The sequence below is a fragment of the Nonomuraea sp. NPDC049141 genome, assembly GCF_040648415.1.
Classification (GTDB): Bacteria; Actinomycetota; Actinomycetes; order Streptosporangiales; family Streptosporangiaceae; genus Nonomuraea.
The window spans coordinates 11435-31811 of the sequence record NZ_JBEZDR010000045.1 but is presented as its reverse complement, the minus strand read 5'-3'; the positions used below and the strand labels follow the sequence as shown (position 1 = coordinate 31811).

General features: G+C 67.7%; 1 protein-coding gene. It reads left to right on the top strand.

Annotated features, from left to right (window positions below; translation table 11 throughout):
• Positions 1-10 precede the first annotated feature (10 nt).
• On the top strand, positions 11-20335 hold the full coding sequence (locus tag AB0B91_RS62325) for a non-ribosomal peptide synthase/polyketide synthase (protein ID WP_358342324.1): 20325 nt from the start codon (positions 11-13) through the stop codon (positions 20333-20335).
• Positions 20336-20377: the final 42 nt, after the last annotated feature.

The following is a 20377-nucleotide window of genomic DNA, read 5'->3' as shown; positions in this document are numbered from 1 at the left end:
TGAGCGGCGGGTGGATGATCTGGCGGGGTTCATCCGGGAGTGGCGGGTGGACACCGCGACGTTGCCGCCGTCGCTGCTGGCCACGCTCGATCCGGCGGAGTTGCCGCTGTTGACGTTGATCAGCGCGGGTGAGCATCTCGATGCGGCGCTGGCCGAAGCCTGGGGTGGCCGGCATCGGCTGTTGAACGCTTATGGTCCGACGGAGACCACGGTGTGTGCCACCATCAGCCGCACCCCGGCCACCATCGGCGCTCCGATCGCGAACACCATGGCTCATGTCCTGGACGGGCACCTTGGGCCGGTGCCGGTGGGGGTGCCGGGCGAGTTGTTCGTCGGTGGTGTGGGTCTGGCTCGTGGCTACCACGGCCGGCCCGCGCTGACCGCCGAGCGGTTCGTCGCCGATCCGTTCGCCGGGGATGGTTCGCGTCTTTATCGGACCGGTGACCTGGTCGCGTGGCGGCCGGATGGTCAGCTCGACTTCCTGGGCCGGACTGATCATCAGGTGAAGATTCGCGGGCATCGGATCGAGCCGGGTGAGATCCAGCATGCGCTGACCGGCCATCCGAACATCGCCGCCGCCCTGGTCACCACGTTCGGGCAGGACGCCGGCCACCGGTTGGTCGCCTACGTGGTCCCGGCCGATCCCGCCGACGGCATTCCTGCCACTGATGATCTGCGGGCTTATCTGGCGGCCGGCCTGCCGGATCACATGATCCCGTCGGTGTTCGTCGAACTGGCCGCCTTCCCGCTGTCACCGAACGGGAAGATCGATCGTTCGGCTCTGCCGGTGCCCGATGGCAGCCGGCCTGAGCTCGCCGGCGGCTATCAAGCGCCGGTGACTACGACGGAGCATTTGCTGGCCGGGATCTGGGCCGACCTGCTCGGCCTGGACCAGATCGGCGTTCACGACAACTTCTTCGATCTCGGCGGGCACTCCCTGCTCGCCACCCAGGCCATCACCCGCATCCGCACCACCTTCGGCACGGACCTGGCCCTTGCCGCCCTGTTCGACCAGCCAACCCTCAACCAGTTGGCCGCGATCATCGACAACACGGCGACCACGGACACCGCACCCCCGATCCTCCCGTACCCGCGCGACCAGGTGTTGCCCTTGTCGTTCGCTCAGCAGCGGTTGTGGTTCCTGGCCCAGCTCGATCCCGATTCCGCCGAGTACAACAGCCCCACTCCTGTCCTGCTGCCCGGTGACCTCGACGTCTCGGCCCTGCGTGCCGCGCTGACGGCGCTGGTGGAGCGGCATGAGGTGCTGCGCACCCGGCTCGTCGCCGACGGCGACGGTATCCCGCATCAGATCATCGACCCGCCGACTGATTTCGACCTGCCCGTCATCGAGGTGGCGAGCGAGCAGGAAGCACAGGCGCTGATCGCCGCCGATGCCGCCACGCCGTTCGATCTGGCGGCCGGTCCGCTGCTGCGGGCCGGCCTGATCAGGCTGAACGATCAGGTGCACATCCTGGCCTTGTGCATGCACCACGTGGTCTCCGACGAATGGTCGGCCAAGATCTTCCATCGGGAACTCACCGCCCTCTACGAGTCGTTCCGTGTCGGTCAGCCGTCCCCGCTGAAGCCGCTGGCGGTGCAGTACGCCGACTTCGCCCTGTGGCAGCGCACCTGGCTCACCGGCGACACCCTGCAAGAGCAACTCGGTTACTGGCGTCACCAGCTCGCCAACTCGCCTGTCCTCGATCTGCCCACCGACCGCTCCCGCGCGGCCATCCGGGACACCGACGGCGCAACCGTCACGTTCAATATCAGCCCCGAGACCACCGCGGCCCTGCAGGAGCTGTCCCACCGCTCCGGCGCGACGATGTTCATGACGTTGCTGGCGGCCTACACCGTGCTGCTGGGTCGCTACAGCCGTCAGGATGATCTGCTGGTCGGTACGCCGGTGGCCAACCGCAATCAGGCGGAGACCGAGGATCTGATCGGGTTCTTCGTCAACACTCTGGTGTTGCGGGCTGATCTGTCGGGCGATCCGACCTTCACTGATCTGCTGCATCAGGTGCGGGCCACGGCGCTGGAGGCTTACGGTCATCAGGATCTGCCGTTCGAGCAGCTCGTCGATGAGCTGGGTATCGAGCGTGACCGCTCCCGCACGCCGCTGTTCCAGACGGTCTTCAACTACTTCTCCGCCGACAACACGGATCAGGCGCCAACCGACCTCACTCTCGATGAGATAGCGGTCAAGTTCGACCTGATCCTCAACCTGTCAGCCTCCAGCGATACCGACCTGGTCGGTTCGGTGCAGTACAGCACTGCCTTGTTCGACCGGGTGACCATCGAGCGGTTGGTCGGTCATTTGCGGGTGTTGCTGGAGGCTGTGGGGGCTGATCCTGATCGGCCGCTGTCGGCGTTTCCCATCCTGACGTCGGCTGAGCTGCGGCTGCTGCGGGAGGTCAACGCGACCGGGGTGGTGCTGCCTGAGGTGGGGGGCGTGCACGAGCTGGTCGCGGCTCGGGCGAGCGCTGATCCTGGGGCGGTCGCGGTGGCCGGGCTGGAGGGGCAGCTCAGTTATGGGGAGCTGGATGTCCGCGCCAATCAGTTGGCTCATCGGCTGATCGCACTGGGTGTGGGGCCGGAGACGACAGTCGCGTTGTGTCTGGAGCGGGGTCTCGATCTCGTCGTGGCCGTTCTGGCGGTGTGGAAGGCGGGTGCCGCTTATCTGCCGTTGGATCCGGGCTATCCGACGGATCGGCTGGCCTATCTGCTGTCCGACAGCCAGGCGGATCTCCTGCTGACCACCGGGCCGCTGCTGCCCTCCGCGGGTGCGGACTCCCCTGTTGGTCGGCTGCGCACGTTGCTGGTGGATGAGCCGGGCGTGCGGGAGCTGCCCGTCACGGCTCCTGCGGTGGTGGTTTCCCCAGATCAGGCGGCTTATCTGATCTATACCTCTGGTTCGACTGGTCGTCCCAAGGGGGTGCGGGTGGCGCACCGGGGGCTGGTCAACCTGGTGATGGCGCAGCAGGACGCCTTCGGGGTGACGGCGTCATCGCGGGTGTTGCAGTTCGCCTCGCCGGGGTTCGATGCGGCGGTGTCGGAGATCGCGGTCACGTTGGCTGCTGGTGCCATGTTGGTGATCCCCAGTTCCGAGCAGCGGGTGGATGATCTGGCGGGGTTCATCCGGGAGTGGCGGGTGGACACCGCGACGTTGCCGCCGTCGCTGCTGGCCACGCTCGATCCGGCGGAGTTGCCGCTGTTGACGTTGATCAGCGCGGGTGAGCATCTCGATGCGGCGCTTGCCGAGGCCTGGGGTGGCCGGCATCGGCTGTTGAACGCTTATGGTCCGACGGAGACCACGGTGTGTGCCACCATCAGCCGCAACCCGGCCACCATCGGCGCTCCGATCGCGAACACCATGGCTCATGTCCTGGACGGGCACCTTGGGCCGGTGCCGGTGGGGGTGCCGGGCGAGTTGTTCGTCGGTGGTGTGGGTCTGGCTCGTGGCTACCACGGCCGGCCCGCGCTGACCGCCGAGCGGTTCGTCGCCGATCCGTTCGCTGGTGATGGTTCGCGTCTTTATCGGACTGGTGACCTGGTCGCGTGGCGGCCGGATGGTCAGCTGGACTTCCTGGGCCGGACTGATCATCAGGTGAAGATTCGCGGGCATCGGATCGAGCCGGGTGAGATCCAGCATGCTCTGACCGGCCACCCGCACATCGCCGCAGCCCTCGTCACTACCCAGCACGTCGGCATCGGCGACGGAGTCGACACCAGTAACCGCAATATCGCGCGAGGCGGCCATGCCAGCGACGACCATCGCCTGCTCGCCTACCTGGTCCCGACCGACTCGGCGCTAGGTATTCCAGCCACTGATGATCTGCGGGCTTATCTGGCAGCCGACCTGCCGGATTACATGATCCCGTCGGTGTTCGTCGAACTGGCCGCCTTCCCGCTGTCACCCAGCGGCAAGATCGACCGTGCCGCTCTACCGGCACCGGACGGCAGCCGTCCCGACCTCGCCGGCGGCTACCAGGCCCCGGCCACTCCCACGGAGCAGTTGCTGGCCGGCATCTGGGCAGATCTCCTCGGCCTGGACCAGGTTGGCGTCCGCGACAACTTCTTCGATCTGGGCGGGCACTCCCTGCTCGCGACCCAGGCGATCACCCGCATTCGCACCACCTTCGGCACGGATCTGGCGCTCGCGGAGCTGTTCGACCACCCGACCATCAAGGGTCTGGCCACCCTCATCGACGGCACCGCCATCACCGCGATCGCGCCGCCAATCTCGTCGGCCGACCGCGACCATCCGCTGCCTCTCTCCTTCGCCCAGCAGCGACTGTGGTTCCTGGCCCAGCTCGACCCGGATTCGGCCGAGTACAACGCCCCGATCCCCATCCCGCTGTCCGGCGACCTCGACATCCCTGCTCTGCGTGCCGCGCTCACTGCGCTGGTGGAGCGGCATGAGGTGCTGCGCACCCGGCTGGTCGCCGACGCTGACGGCATTCCCCATCAGATCATCGATCCGCCCGCCGACTTCCCGCTGCCGCTGGTGGACCTGACTCACCAAGCCGCTCAAGACTTCATCGCCACGGACGCGGCGACTCCGTTCGATCTGGCGGCTGGCCCGCTGCTGCGCGGCAGCCTGATCAGGATCAGCGACCAGGAGCACATCCTGGCCCTGTGCATGCACCACGTCGTCTCCGACGAATGGTCCGCCAAGATCTTCCATCGCGAGCTCACCGCCCTCTACGAGGCATTTCGGCAAGGAAAGCCGTCCCCGCTGGCGCCCTTGGCGGTCCAGTACGCCGATTTCGCCGTGTGGCAGCGCGCCTGGCTCACTGGCGAAACGTTGGGGGAGCAACTCGGCTATTGGCAGCGGCAACTGGCCCAGCCGCCAGTGCTGAACCTGCCCACAGATCGGCCCCGACTCCCGGTCCGTACCACTGCCGGCGCTGCCATCAACTTCCGCATCGACCCCGACATCAGCCACCGGCTGCAGGAGCTGTCGCGCCGCAGCGGCGCGACCATGTTCATGACGCTACTGGCGGCCTACAGTGCCCTGCTCGGCCGATACACCCGTCAGGATGATCTGCTGGTCGGCACGCCGGTCGCCAACCGCAACCAGGCCGAGACCGAAGACCTGATCGGGTTCTTCGTCAACACCCTGGTCCTGCGGACCGACCTGTCCGGCGATCCGACCTTCACCGAACTGCTTCACCGCGTTCGCGCCACGGCGCTGGAGGCTTACGGCCATCAGGATCTGCCGTTCGAGCAGCTCGTCGACGAACTCGGTGTCGATCGTGACCGCTCGCGGACCCCGCTTTTCGAGACGCTGTTCAATTACACCGCCGACCTTGACGGCGTCCATATTCCAGAGGAGAACACCGCGCTCGAGCAGTCCGCGGTCAAGTTCGACCTGGTCTTGAGCATGGTGGCCGCTGGCGACCAGGATCTGGTCGGTTCGGTGCAATTCAGCACGGCCTTGTTCGAGCAGGCGACCATCGAGCGGTTGATCGGCCATCTGAACATGCTGCTGGCCGCCGTCACCACCGACCCCGACCAGCCGCTGTCGGCGTTGCCCATCCTCACCTCGGCCGAGTTGCAGTCGCTGCGGGAGGTCAACACCACCGGGGTGGTGCTGCCCGAGGCCGCCGGCGTGCATGAGTTGATCGCGGCTCGGGCGGCTGCCGGTCCTGAGGCGGTCGCGGTGGCCGGGCTGGACGGGCAGCTCAGCTATGGGGAGCTGGATGTGCGAGCGAATCAGCTGGCTCACAAGCTGATTGCGTTGGGCGCGGGTCCGGAGACGACCGTCGCGTTGTGCCTGGAGCGGGGTCTCGATCTCGTCGTGGCCGTTCTGGCGGTGTGGAAGGCCGGTGCCGCCTACCTGCCGCTGGACCCCAGCTATCCCACCGACCGGCTGGCCTATCTGTTGTCCGACAGCCAGGCGGATCTCCTGCTGACCACCGGGCCGCTGCTGCCCTCCGCGGGCGTGGACTCCGCAGTTGGTCGGCTGCGCACGCTGCTGCTGGATGAGCCGAGCGTGCAGGCGGAGTTGCAAGCCCTGCCCGTGACGGTTCCCGCAGTGAGCGTGGTCCCGGATCAGGCGGCTTATCTGATCTATACCTCTGGTTCGACTGGTCGGCCCAAGGGTGTGCGGGTGGCGCATCGGGGGCTGGTCAATCTGGTGGTGGCGCAGGGTGAGGCGTTCGGGGTGTCGGCGTCGTCTCGGGTGTTGCAGTTCGCCTCGCCGGGGTTCGATGCGGCGGTGTCGGAGATCGCGGTCACTCTGGCTGCTGGTGCCATGTTGGTGATTCCTGGCGCTGAGCGGCGGGTGGATGATCTGGCGGGGTTCATCCGGGAGTGGCGGGTGGACACCGCGACGTTGCCGCCGTCGCTGCTGGCCACGCTCGATCCGGGGGAGTTGCCGCCGTTGACGGTGATCAGCGCGGGTGAGCATCTCGATGCGGCGCTGGCCGAAGCCTGGGGTGGCCGGCATCGGCTGCTGAACGCCTATGGTCCGACGGAGACCACGGTGTGTGCCACCATCAGCCGCACCCCGGCCACCATCGGCGCCCCGATCGCCAACACCACGGCTCACGTCCTGGACTCCCACTTCGGCCGGGTCCCGGCAGGTGTGCCGGGGGAGTTGCTGGTCGGTGGTCTCGGCCTGGCTCGCGGCTACCACGGCCGGCCCGCCCTGACCGCCGAGCGGTTCGTCGCCGACCCGCACGCCGGGGATGGTTCGCGTCTTTATCGGACCGGTGACCTGGTCGCGTGGCGGCCGGATGGTCAGCTGGACTTCCTGGGCCGGACTGATCATCAGGTGAAGATTCGCGGGCATCGGATCGAGCCGGGTGAGATCCAGCACGCGCTGACCGGCCACCCGCACGTCGCCGCCGCCCTGGTCACCAACCACGACACCACCGGAGGCGAGGCCGGCACCGACCGTCGCTTGGTCGCCTACCTGGTCCCGGCCGATCCCGCCGACGGCATTCCTGCCACCGATGATCTGCGGGCTTACCTGGCCGCCGGTTTGCCGGATTACATGATCCCCTCGGTGTTCATCGAGCTGGCCGCTTTCCCGCTGTCCCCGAATGGGAAGATCGATCGTGCGGCTCTGCCGGTGCCCGATGGCAGTCGGCCTGAGCTCGCCGGCGGCTATCTGGCTCCGGTGACGACGACAGAGCAGTTGCTGGCCGGTATCTGGGCTGACCTGCTTGGCCTGGACCAGGTCGGCGTTCGTGACAACTTCTTCGACCTCGGCGGACACTCCCTACTCGCCACCCAGACGATCACCCGCATCCGCACCACCTTCGGCACGGATCTGGCGCTCGCGGAGCTGTTCGACCACCCGACCGTCAATGGTCTGGCCACGCTCATCGACAGCACCGCCATCACCGCGATCGCGCAGCCGATCCTCCCGACCGACCGCGATCAGCCACTTTCCCTGTCCTTCGCGCAGCAGCGGCTGTGGTTCCTGGCCCAGCTGGAGCCGGACTCGGCCGAGTACAACACGCCAATGCTGATTGCCTTCGCCGCAGATCTGGATCAGGAGGCAGTGCGGGCGGCGTTGACGGCGCTGATTGAGCGGCATGAGGTGCTGCGCACCAGGTTGGTGACCGGTGCCGATGGCGTGCCGTACCAGGTCATCGATCCACCCGCAGACTTCGACCTGCCTGTTGTTGAGGTAGCGGATGTCGATGAGGCGCAGCGGCTAATCGCCACGGATGTGGCTACACCGTTCGACCTCTCCATAGGCCCGTTGTTACGGGGCACGCTGTTCCGGATGCCCAGTGGTGACCACTTGCTCGGACTGTGCATGCATCACATCATCTTCGATGAGTGGTCGGCCAAGATCTTCCACCGGGAACTCACGGCTCTTTACGAGGCGTTCCAGGCTGGCCGTCCGTCTCCGCTGGAGCCGCTGCGGGTTCAGTACGCCGATTTCGCTGTGTGGCAGCGTTCCTGGCTCAGTGGCCAGACGTTGGAGGATCAGCTCGGCTACTGGCGGCGTCAGCTGGCCGGCCCGCCGGTCCTGGACCTGCCCACCGACCGGCCGCGCGCGGCGATTCGGGACACGGCAGGTGCGGTCCTGGACTTCGGTATCGGCTCTGAGGTGGCCGACGGCCTGCGAGCGTTGTCGCGTCGTACCGGCGCGACGATGTTCATGACGTTGCTGGCGGCTTACACCGTCCTGCTCGGTAAGTACACGCGTCAGGATGATGTGCTGGTCGGTACGCCGGTGGCCAACCGCAATCAGGCGGAGACCGAGGATCTGATCGGGTTCTTCGTCAACACTCTGGTGTTGCGGGCTGATCTGTCGGGCGATCCGACCTTCACTGATCTGCTGCATCAGGTGCGCGCCACGGCGCTGGAGGCTTACGGTCATCAGGATCTGCCGTTCGAGCAGCTTGTGGACGAGCTGGGTATCGAGCGTGACCGCTCCCGCACGCCGCTGTTTCAGACCCTGTTCAACTACATCACCCCCGGCCAGGACCCCCCGGATGTGCAAGCGGGGTCGGGGGATGGGTTTGGCGGGTTGGCTCGTCATGCTCTGTATGACCTGACGGTGAGTTTGGCTCCGCGCGGTCGCGCTGGTCTGGGTGGTGCGGTGGAGTACAGCACCGCGTTGTTCGAGCGGGTCACGATCGAGCGGCTGGTCGCTCACCTGCAGACGTTGCTGGCCGCGGTGGCGGCCGATCCGGATCGGCCGCTGTCGGCGCTGCCCATCCTCACCCCCACCGAGCAGCGGCAGCTGACCGCTACCTGGACCAGCCATCCCGCCCTCGCCGAAACCGGTCTTCTCGACAGCGACGCCGGGAAGGGCGAAAAGGCCAAGGGCAGGAAGGCCAAGGGCAGGAGGGCCGGGAGCGCTGGTGTTCATGAGTTGATCGCTGGTCAGGCTGGCGCGTATCCGGCCCGGATCGCGGTGTGGTGTGAGGGGGTCGGGCTCAGCTATCGCGAGCTGGACGAGCGCGCCAACCGGCTCGCTCACCATCTCCTTGCTCTGGGTGCCGGTCCGGAGAGTGTGGTGGGGCTGCATCTGGGGCGCGGCGCTGAGTTGATCGTGGCGATCCTCGCGGTGTGGAAGGCGGGTGCGGCTTATCTTCCGCTGGATGCCGACTATCCCGCGGCCCGGCTCGCGCACATGCTGGCCGACAGCCGGGCCGGTCTCCTGCTCACCGACAACCCCGCCGAAAGCCCGCAGGCCCCGACCGGGGTGGGTGTGGTGACGCTGGATGCGACAGCACTGCACGACTACCCCACCCAGGCCCCGGCGGTGATGGTGCAGGCTGGGCAGAGTGCGGCGGTCATCTACACCTCCGGCTCGACCGGGCAGCCCAAAGCCAGCCCGCTTACGCACGGCAACCTCACCGCCCTGCACGCCGCCTGGTCACACACCCACTACCAGCCCGGCCACGAGCATCGATGGCTCAGCCTGACCAACATCAGCTTCGACGTCTTCACCGCTGATGTGATCCGGGCGCTGGCCAACGCCGGCACGCTCGTCCTGGCACCGGCCCACCTGCAGTTGGATCCGGCCGCTTGGGCGGCCACGTTGCGGGCCACCCGCACCACCGCCCTGGAAGCCGCCCCGCATCACATCGACAACCTGATCACCCACCTGCAACAGACCGCCACCACCCTGCCCGACCTGCAACTACTCATCGCCACCACCGACACCTGGCACACCACCCACGCCACCCACGCCCACCACCAGCTGCCGCACACCCGGCTGCTGACCGCGTACGGCATCACCGAGACCACCATCGACTCCACCTACAGCGTCCTGACCTCCCAACTCCCCGGCCCGGTGCCGCTCACCGAGCAGCCTGCCGGGCCTACCCCGATCGGCATCCCACTCCCCGGCACCCACACCTACGTGCTGGACTCCCACCTCAACCCGGTCCCGGTCGGCGTCCCAGGCGAGCTGTTCATCGCCGGCGCCGGCCTGACCCGCGGCTACTCCCACCGCCCGGCTCTGACAGCGGGACGTTTCATCGCCCACCCTTACGCCGACGACGGTTCACGTCTCTACCGGACCGGCGACCTGGCCGCCTGGCGGCCGGACGGCCAGCTCGACTTCCTGGGCCGTACCGACCACCAGGTCAAGATCCGCGGCTTCCGTATCGAACCCGCCGAGATCCAGCACGCCCTGACCAGCCACCCGCACATTTGCGCCGCACTGGTCACCACCCACCACACCACCAATGGTCAGCTGCTGGTCGCCTACGTGGTCCCGGCTGACCCCGCCCATGGCGCTCCCACCACCGATGATCTACGTGAGTATCTGACCGCCGGTCTGCCGGATTACATGATCCCGTCGGTGTTCATCGAGCTGGCCGCCTTCCCGCTGTCTCCTAACGGGAAGATCGATCGTGCGGCGCTGCCGGTGCCTGATGGCAGTCGGCCTGAGCTCGCAGGTGGCTATCTGGCTCCGGTGACGACGACGGAGCAGTTGCTGGCCGGGATCTGGGCCGACCTGCTCGGTGTGGATCAGGTCGGGGTCCGCGACAACTTCTTCGACCTCGGCGGACACTCCCTACTCGCCACCCAGGCCATCACCCGCATCCGCACCACCTTCGGCACCGAGCTTGCACTCGCGGCCCTGTTCGACCATCCCACTGTTAAAGGTCTGGCCGCCCTCATCGAGGGCACTGCCATTACGGCGATCGCGCCGCCCATTGTCCCGGCCGACCGGGACCTGCCGTTGCCGCTGTCGTTCGCTCAGCAGCGGTTGTGGTTCCTGGCTCAGCTCGACCCGGACTCGGCCGAGTACAACACCCCGACGGCGATCTTCCTCGATGGTGACCTGGATCTCCCGGCCTTGCGCGCCGCGCTGACGGCGCTGGTGGAGCGGCATGAGGTGTTGCGGACCCGGCTGGTCGCCGATGCCGACGGCATCCCGCACCAGGTCATCGATCCACCCACCGACTTCCCGCTGCCTGTCGTGGACGTGGCCGGCGAACTGGAAGCGCACGCGCTGATCATCGCCGATGCCGCCACTCCGTTCGATCTGGCGCTTGGCCCGTTGCTACGTGGCGCGTTGTTCCGAGTGGCTCACGGCAGACACATGCTCGGGCTGTGCATGCATCACGTTGTCTTCGATGAGTGGTCGGCGAAGGTCTTCCAGCGGGAGCTTCTCGCGTTGTACGAGGCTTTCCGGGCTGGGGAGTCGTCTCCGTTGGTGCCGTTGCGGGTGCAGTACGCCGACTTCGCGTTGTGGCAGCGTTCCTGGCTGACCGGTGAGACTTTGGAGGGGCAGCTCGGCTACTGGCGGCGCCGGCTGGCTCGGCCTTCGGTGCTGGACCTGCCTACCGACCGGGCCCGGCCCGCGGTGCGCGATACCGGCGGGGCGGCCATCGACTTCCGCGTCGATCCCGACATCGGCCACCGGTTGCGGGAGCTGTCGCGCCGCAGCGGCGCGACGATGTTCATGACGCTGCTGGCCGCCTATACCGTGCTGCTCGGTAAATACACCCGTCAGGATGATCTGCTGGTCGGCACGCCGGTGGCCAACCGCAATCAGGCCGAGACCGAAGACCTGATCGGGTTCTTCGTCAACACCCTGGTCCTGCGCGCCGACCTATCCGGCGATCCGACCTTCACCGACCTGCTGCACCAGGTCCGCGCCACCGCGCTGGAGGCCTACGGTCACCAGGATCTGCCGTTCGAGCAGCTCGTCGACGAGCTCGGTATCGAGCGTGACCGCTCCCGCACGCCGTTGTTCCAGACGCTGTTCAGTCACTTCATCAGCGACGACGCTGATCCCGACGCACGCTCTGGCGCCGGCGCCACCACTGACGCCGGATCCGGCTTCGGCGGTGGGCCTGGTTCTGGTGAGGGCGGCGGGCCGCGTTCGATGCCGGTCAAATACGACCTCATCTTGACCATGGCCAGTAGCCCCGACGGTGGTCTGAGCGGATCGGTGCAGTACAGCACCGCCCTGTTCGATCAGGACAGGATCGAACGGCTGATCGCTCACCTGCACGGCGTGCTGGATGCGATCACCGCAGATCCGGATCGGCCGCTGTCGGCGCTGCCCATCCTCACCCCGGCCGAACAGCGGCAGCTCACCAGCAACGCCGTGCCCGCCCGCGTCGCCGTTCCCGCAGCGGGTGGTATCCACGAGCTCATCGCCGCTCAGGCCCGGACCCGTCCCGCTCAGACCGCGGTGCTGTGTGAGGGCAACCGGCTCAGCTACCGGGAACTGGACGAGCGCGCCAACCGGCTGGCCCACCACCTCCTCGCTTTGGGTGCCGGCCCGGACAGCATCGTCGGCTTGCATGTGGGGCGCACCCCGGAGTTGATCATCGCGATCCTCGCGGTATGGAAAGCCGGCGCCGCCTACCTGCCCCTGGACCCCGCCTATCCCGCGGCCCGGCTGGCACACATGCTCACCGACAGCCGGGCCACCCTCCTGCTCACCGACAACCCCACCACCAACCCAGCAACCAGCCCGGTCACCAGCCCAGCAACCGGCCCGGACATCAGCCCGGACATCGGCCCGGCCACCGGTTCGGCCGCTGAGCTCCTCTCCGGCGGCCGCGCTGACGTGCGGGTGGTGGTGTTGAGCGAGCTTGCCTCCACCCTGGACAGCTATCCCGGCCATGCCCCGCAGGTCGTGGTGGAGCCTGACCAGGGCGCGTATCTCATCTACACCTCAGGCTCGACCGGCCGCCCCAAAGGCGTGCTCGCCACCCACCGCGGCGCCATCAACCTCGCCACCGTAATGCGGCCGGTCTTCGCCATCGGCCCCGACGACACCGTGCTGCAATTCGCCTCCCACAGCTTCGACGCCGCCGTCCTCGACCTCGCCGTCACCCTCACCACCGGCGCCACCCTCGCCCTGGCCACCACCCACGAACGCGCCAACCCCCAACACCTCACCCACCTGATCAACCAGCAGCACATCACCGCCGCCAGCATCGTGCCCTCCCTGCTGGCCACCCTCACCCCCGCCACCCTGCCCACCCTGCACACCCTCATCCTCGGCGCCGAACGCCTCACCGCCCCCCTCACCAACACCTGGACCCCCCACCAGCGCCTCATCAACACCTACGGCCCCACCGAAACCACCGTCATCACCACCACCACACCCCCCCTCACCACCGAAGCCATCAGCGCCGATCCCGCCATCGGCGCACCCCTGCCCAACACCACCACCCACGTCCTGAACCCCCACCTCCACCCCACCCCGATCGGCGTGCCCGGCGAACTGTTCATCGGCGGACAAGCACTAGCCCGCGGCTACCACGGCCGACCCGCCCTCACCGCCGAACGCTTCATCGCCGACCCGCACGCCGGTGACGGTTCTCGCCTCTACCGGACCGGCGACCTCGCCACCTGGCGACCGGACGGCCAACTCGACTTCCTCGGCCGCACCGACCACCAGGTCAAAATCCGCGGCCACCGCATCGAACCAGGCGAGATCCAGCACGCCCTCACCAGCCACCCGAACATCGCCGCAGCCCTGGTCACCCCCACCGGCCAAGACACCGACCGCCGCCTGATCGCCTACCTGGTCCCAGCAGACCCCGCCCACGGCACCCCCACCACCGACGACCTACGCACCCACCTCGCCACCCGCCTGCCCGACTACATGATCCCGTCGGTGTTCATCGAACTGGCCGCCTTCCCACTGTCACCCAACGGCAAGATCGATCGTGCTGCTCTGCCAGTACCCGATGGCAGCCGTCCTGATCTCGCCGGCGGCTATCAGGCGCCAGTGACGACGACGGAGCAACTGCTGGCCGGTATCTGGGCCGACCTCCTCGGCCTGGACCAGGTCGGCGTCCGCGACAACTTCTTCGACCTCGGCGGACACTCCCTGCTCGCCACCCAGGCCATCACGCGGGTTCGCAGCACCTTCGGTACGGATCTGGCGCTCGCGGTGTTGTTCGATCGGCCGACCATCAAGGGTCTGGCGAGTCTCATCGACAGCACTGCTGTTACGGCGATCGCGCCGCCGATCGTCCCGGTCGATCGTGATCAGCCGTTGCCGCTGTCGTTCGCCCAGCAGCGGTTGTGGTTCCTGGCCCAGCTCGACCCGCGCTCGGCCGAGTACAACATCCCGACGCCCATTCCTATGTCTGGTGACCTCGATGTCTCTGCGTTGCGCGCCGCACTGACGGTGCTGACCGAGCGGCATGAGGTGCTGCGCACCCGGCTGGTCGCCGACGCCCACGGCATCCCGCACCAGATCATCGACGCTCCCATCAGCTTCGAGCTGCCGCTGGTGGACCTGTCGGATCACCCCAACCCTCACCGAGCTGCTCAAGACCTCATCGCCACAGACGCGGCAACCCCGTTCGATCTGGCCATGGGACCGCTGCTGCGCGGCACGCTGATCCGCCTCGCCGACGACCTGCACATCCTCGCCCTGTGCATGCACCACGTCATCTCCGACGAATGGTCCGCCAAGATCTTCCATCGGGAGTTTCTCTCGTTGTACGAGGCTTTCCGGGCTGGGGAGTCGTCTCCACTGGTGCCGCTGCGGGTGCAGTACGCCGATTTCGCCGTGTGGCAGCGTTCTTGGCTCACCGGCGAGACGCTAGAAGAGCAGCTCGGCTACTGGCGTCGCCAGCTCGCTCAGCCTCCGGTGCTGGACCTGCCCACCGACCGGACCCGCGCGGCGATTCGCGACACCGCCGGTGCGGCCCTCGATTTCCGCATCAGCCCGGAGGCGGCCGAGGGCCTGCGGGCACTGTCCCGTCGTACCGGCGCGACGATGTTCATGACGCTGCTGGCCGCCTACACCGTCCTGCTCGGTAAATACACCCGCCAGGATGACGTGCTGGTCGGTACGCCGGTGGCCAACCGCAATCAGGCCGAGACCGAGGACCTGATCGGCTTCTTCGTCAACACTCTGGTTCTGCGCGCCGATCTGTCCGGCGATCCGACCTTCACCGACCTGTTGCACCAGGTGCGGGCCACCGCGCTGGAGGCCTACGGTCATCAGGATCTGCCGTTCGAGCAGCTCGTCGACGAACTCGGCATCGATCGCGACCGCTCCCGCACGCCGCTGTTCCAGACCCTCTTCAACTACCTCACCACAGACCCCAGCAACGATCTGCTTGGTGGGCAAGGGCTGGACGTCCAGGCGGAATCGCTGACGATCAAGTTCGACCTTGTGCTGACCATGAGCTCCACCGCGGATGGGGAGCTTACGGGATCCGTTCAGTACAGCACGGCGTTGTTTGATCGTTCGACGGTTGAGCGGTTGATCGGTCATCTGCAAACGCTCATCCAGCGCATCGTGTCCGATCCTGAACGGCCGCTGTCGGCGCTGCCCATCCTGACTCCCGCCGAGCAGCAGACGCTGCATGAACGTAACGCCACCGCGATGGCGCTGCCCGAGCTGAACGGCGTGCACGAGCTCATCGCCGCCCAAGCAGCCATCCACCCCCAAGCGATCGCGGTCATCGAAGACGGTGCCGCCCTCACCTACGCCGAGCTGGAAGCCCGCGCCAACCAACTCGCCCACCACCTGCTCGACCTCGGCGCCGGCCCGCACACCACCATCGGCCTATGCCTGCCCCGCAGCCACCACCTGCTCATCGCACTCCTGGCCATCTGGAAAACCGGCGCCATCTACCTCCCGCTCGACCCCGACCACCCACACGAGCGCCTACGCCACATGCTCAACGACAGCCAAGCCACCATCGTCATCACCAACACCACCACCACCACGAACGCGGCCATCGCCGAACACGCCGAAGGCCCAGGACAGACCTCGACCGAATCACTGCCGGCCGCCGGCCGTCTGCGCACCCTCGTCCTCGGCCGGCCCGCCCTGCAAGCCCAGCTCGACACCCTGCCCGTGCAGCCGCCCGCGCATCGCACCCACCCCGAACACGCCGCTTACCTGATGTACACCTCCGGCTCCACCGGAACCCCCAAAGGCGTCCTGATCCCCCACCGCGGCCTGACCAACCGCATCACCTGGACCCAGCACACCTACCACCTCACCCCCCACGACAAGGTGCTCCACAAAACACCCACCACCTTCGACATCTCCCTCTGGGAACTCCTCGGCCCCCTCACCGCCGGAGCCCAACTCATCCTCGCCAAACCCGGACACCACGGCGACCCCGAACACCTCCTCCACCTCATCAACCACCACAACATCACCCTCATCCACCTCATCCCCACCCTCCTCACCCACCTCCTCAACCAAAACGACACCAACCAACAAGGCAACGCCACCAGCCCCACCAGCCTGCGTCACGTCTTCTGCGGCGGCGAAACCCTGCCCGCAACCACCGTCACCGCCTTCTACCAACGCCACCCCACCACCACCCTGCACAACCTCTACGGCCCCACCGAAACCAGCATCGACGCCACCGCCTACACCTGCCCCCACCCCCACCCCGGACAAACACCCGCCATCAACCCGCCCATCGGCACCCCCCTGGCCAACACCACCACCCACATCCTCGACCCCCACCTCAACCCCACCCCCACCGGCATCCCCGGCGAACTGTTCATCGGCGGACAAGGACTAGCCCACGGCTACCACCACCAACCAGCCCTCACCGCCCAACGCTTCATCGCCAACCCCCACACCAGCGACGGCTCCCGCCTCTACCGCACCGGCGACCTGACCAGACACGACCCCCACGGCAACATCCACTTCCTCGGCCGCACCGACCACCAAGTCAAAATCCGCGGCCACCGCATCGAACCCGCCGAAATCGAGCGCGTTCTCGCAGGGCACACCGACGTGGGCTCTGTCCTGGTGACCACCTTCGGCGAGGACGCCGACCGCCGCCTGATCGCCTACCTGGTCCCGGCCGACCCCGCCCACGGCATCCCCACGACCGACGACCTGCGCACCCACCTCGCCACCGGCCTGCCCGACTACATGATCCCGTCGGTGTTCATCGAACTGGCCGCCTTCCCACTGTCACCCAACGGCAAGATCGACCGAGCCGCCCTACCGGCACCGGACGGCAGCCGCCCCGACCTCGCCGACAGCTACCAGCCGCCGACCACCCCCACCGAACAACTCCTGGCCGGCATCTGGGCCGACCTCCTCGGCGTGGACCGGATCGGCGTCCGCGACAACTTCTTCGACCTCGGCGGACACTCCCTGCTCGCGACCCAGGCCACGACCCGCATCCGCAGCACCTTCGGCACCGACCTGGCCCTCGCCGCCCTGTTCGATCAGCCGACCATCAACGGTCTGGCCACGCTCATCGACGGCACCGCCATCACCGCGATCGCCCCGCCGATCCCGCAGGCCGACCGCGGCCAGCCGCTGCCTCTCTCCTTCGCCCAGCAGCGGCTGTGGTTCCTGGCCCAGCTCGACCCCGGCTCGACCGAGTACAACACCCCATCGGCGATCCTCCTCGACGGCAACCTCGACGTCCCCGCCCTGCGCGCCGCCCTCACCGCGCTGACCGAGCGGCACGAGGTGCTGCGCACCCGGCTGGTCGCCGACGCCGACGGGATTCCCCATCAGATCATCGACCCGCCCGCCGGCTTCGAGCTGTCCGTCATAGACGTGGCCGGCGAACAGGAGGCTCAGGAGCTGATCGCCGCCGACACGGCGAATCCGTTCGACCTGGCCACCGGCCCGCTGCTGCGCGGCACGTTGTTCCGGGTCGCCCACGGCGGGCACGTGCTCGGACTCTGCCTGCACCATGTCGTCTTCGACGAGTGGTCGGCCAAGATCTTCCACCGGGAGTTCCTCGCACTGTACGAGGCCTTCCGGTCGGGGAAGCCGTCCCCGCTGGCGCCGCTCCGGGTGCAGTACGCCGACTTCGCCCTGTGGCAGCGCACCTGGCTCACCGGCGAGACGCTGGAGGAGCAGCTCGGCTACTGGCGTCGCCAGCTGGCCCAGCCACCGGTGCTGGACCTGCCCACCGACCGCCCCCGGCCGCCGGTCCGCGACACCAGCGGTGCCGCCACCATCTTCCAGATCAGCCCTGAGGTGGCCAAGGGCCTGCACGAGCTGTCCCGCCGCACCGGCACGACGATGTTCATGACGCTGCTGGCCGCCTACACCGTGCTGCTCGGCAAGTACTCCGGTCAGGACGATCTGCTGGTCGGTACGCCGGTGGCCAACCGCAACCAGGCCGAGACCGAGGACTTGATCGGCTTCTTCATCAACACCCTGGTGCTACGCGCCGACCTGTCCGGCGACCCGACCTTCACCGACCTGCTCCACCAGATCCGCGCCACGGCCTTGGACGCCTACGGCCACCAGGATCTGCCGTTCGAGCAGCTCGTCGACGAACTCGGCATCGACCGCGACCGCTCCCGCACCCCCCTGTTCCAAACCCTGTTCACGTACGCGACCGACCGTTCCGGGGACAACGAGCCCCCAGAGGGCACGGTGGAGGAACTGGCAGCGAGGTTCGACCTGACGGTCGCTTTCGCCGGTGACGACCTGGACCTGTCCTGTGTCTTCAACTACAGCACCGCGCTGTTCGATCACACCACGATCGAACGCCTGGCCGCCCACCTGATCGGTCTCCTGACGGCGATCGTCGGCGCTCCGGACCAGCAGCTCAGCGACTTCACCCTCCCCACCGAAGCGGAGCGATCGAGGCTCGCGATCTGGAACGACACCGCCATAGAGGTGCCGAACCAGCCCACCCCCGAGCTGCTGACCGCCGTCGCCATCGCCCAACCGGACGCCCCGGCGGTCAGCATGGGCGTACGCACGCTCACGTACGCCGAGCTCGAACTCCGCTCGAATCGGCTCGCCCACCACCTGCACGATCTCGGCGTCCAGGCGGAGACGGTCGTCGGCCTGCGGCTGCCCCGCGATCCCGACATGATCGTCGCGATCCTGGCCGTGCTCAAGGCGGGCGGAGCCTATCTGCCGATCGACCCGGACTATCCGGACGACCGCATCACGCACATGATCAGCGACAGCCGGGCCGCCCTGGTGCTCGACACCGTCGCCACGCCGGACCACCTGCCAGGCACGCCACCCGCCATCACGATCCACCCCGACCAGGCCGCGTACCTGATCTACACCTCCGGCTCCACCGGCCTGCCCAAGGGCGTCGTGGTCAGCCACCGCAACCTGGCCAACCTGGTCCGAGCCCAGTGCGACGATCTCGACGTCACGCCCGCCGACGTCACCCTCCAACTGGCGTCCTTCAGCTTCGACGTCGCGGTGAGCGAGATCTTCGCGTCGTTGGCCGGCGGCGCCCACATCGTCATCGCCGACGCCGTGACCCGGCGCTCCGCGGCCGACCTGCAGCGGCTTCTCCATGACCGCGCCGTCAGCATCATGCAGACCACCCCGCCCATCCTGCACCACATGGATCCGGCCACGCTGCCGGACCTGCGGCTCCTGGTCGTCGGGGGGGAGGCATGCCCGCCTGAGCTGGCGCGTGCCTGGGCGGTCGGGCGCCGTCTCGTCAATGCGTACGGGCCGACCGAGACCACGGTCTGCGCGACCATGGCGGTCGACCCGGACACCAGGGACTCGCTGCCGATCGGGCGGCCGATCGCCAACACCCGGATCCACATCCTGGACAAATATCTCGACCCCGTCGCCATCGGCGTACCGGGAGACGTCTACATCGCCGGGACGGGCATCAGCCGCGGCTACCGCAACGAACCCATGCTGACCGCCGGACGCTTCATCGCCGACCCGCTCGCCGCCGACGGCAGCCGCCTGTACCGCACCGGCGACCGCGCGCGCCGGCGTCCGGACGGACAGCTGACGTTCCTCGGCCGTACGGACCAGCAGGTCAAGGTACGCGGCTATCGCGTCGAGCTGGCCGAGATCGAGCACGCCCTCACGTCGCACCTCGGGGTGGCCACCGCCGGGGTGACGGTTTCGGGGAACGGCGCCACGCAGCGGCTGGTCGCCTACGTCGTCCCCGCCGACCTCGGCACCGGGATGCCGCCCGTCGGCGACCTTCGCGCGCATCTGGCCGCCACGCTGCCCGAGCACATGATTCCCGCGGCCTTCGTCGAGCTGACCGCCCTCCCGCTCTCTCCCAACGGGAAGCTCGATCGCGCCGCGCTACCCGTACCCGACGTGACCCGTCCTGATCTCGACAGCGCGTACGAGGCGCCGACGACACCGGCAGAAGAGCTGCTCGCCGGAATCTGGGGTGAGCTGCTCGGCCTCGACCGCGGTCAAGTCGGTATCCGTGACAACTTCTTCGACCTCGGCGGCCACTCCCTGCTGGCCACCCAGGTCACCTCCCGCATCCGCTCGGTATTCGGCACCGACATCGCCCTGGCGACTCTTTTCGACCAGCCGACCATCAGCGGGCTCGCCGGCGTCATCGAGACCCAGATCTGGGCGGAGATCGAGCAAATGTCGAACGACGAAATCATTCAGAGCCTGGAAACGGATTCGCAGGCTGAAAACTCTAATGGGGACGGAGTCTCGAAGTGACGTCTTCTGCTGCGGAGCTCGTGAACGATCTCGCATCCCGAG